Origin of the sequence: Mesorhizobium sp. M7A.F.Ca.CA.003.01.2.1 (assembly GCF_003998945.1) — a bacterium.
Classification (GTDB): Bacteria; Pseudomonadota; Alphaproteobacteria; order Rhizobiales; family Rhizobiaceae; genus Mesorhizobium; species Mesorhizobium ciceri.
The window spans coordinates 1-599 of the sequence record NZ_RZRA01001571.1; the positions used below are offsets into that span (position 1 = coordinate 1).

1 protein-coding gene is annotated in these 599 nt (G+C 60.3%); it reads left to right on the forward strand.

The window, feature by feature from the left end; genetic code table 11:
• Positions 1-599: AAA family ATPase (locus EN969_RS34270; protein WP_127419935.1), on the forward strand; the 599-nt coding region annotated here is incomplete at both ends.

The following is a 599-nucleotide window of genomic DNA, read 5'->3' on the forward strand; positions in this document are numbered from 1 at the left end:
GATCTGCAGGCCGAGTTCGAGGCGTCCAACATCGACGAGGTGATGGACAAGCTCGACCGAGAACTCGTTGGCCTGAAGCCGGTCAAGACCCGCATCCGCGAGATCGCCGCCCTCCTCCTGGTCGACCGGCTTCGCCGCAGGTTCGGACTGACATCGGGCGCGCCGACGCTGCACATGAATTTCACGGGAAATCCTGGCACCGGAAAGACCACGGTGGCGCTGAGGATGGCCGAAATCCTGCATCGTCTGGGTTATGTCCGCGAAGGCCACATGGTCGCCGTGACTCGCGACGATCTCGTCGGCCAGTATGTGGGCCACACCGCGCCCAAGACCCGCGAGGTGATCAAGCGTGCCATGGGCGGCGTGCTTTTCATCGACGAGGCCTACTATCTCTACAAGCCAGAGAACGAACGCGACTACGGCCAGGAATCGATCGAAATCCTGCTGCAGTGCATGGAGAACAACCGTGACGATCTGGTTGTGATCCTTGCCGGCTACAAGAACAAGATGGACCGCTTCTTCGACAGCAATCCCGGCATGCGTTCGCGCATCGCCCACCACCTCGATTTCCCTGACTATGGCGTCAGCGAACTGAAATC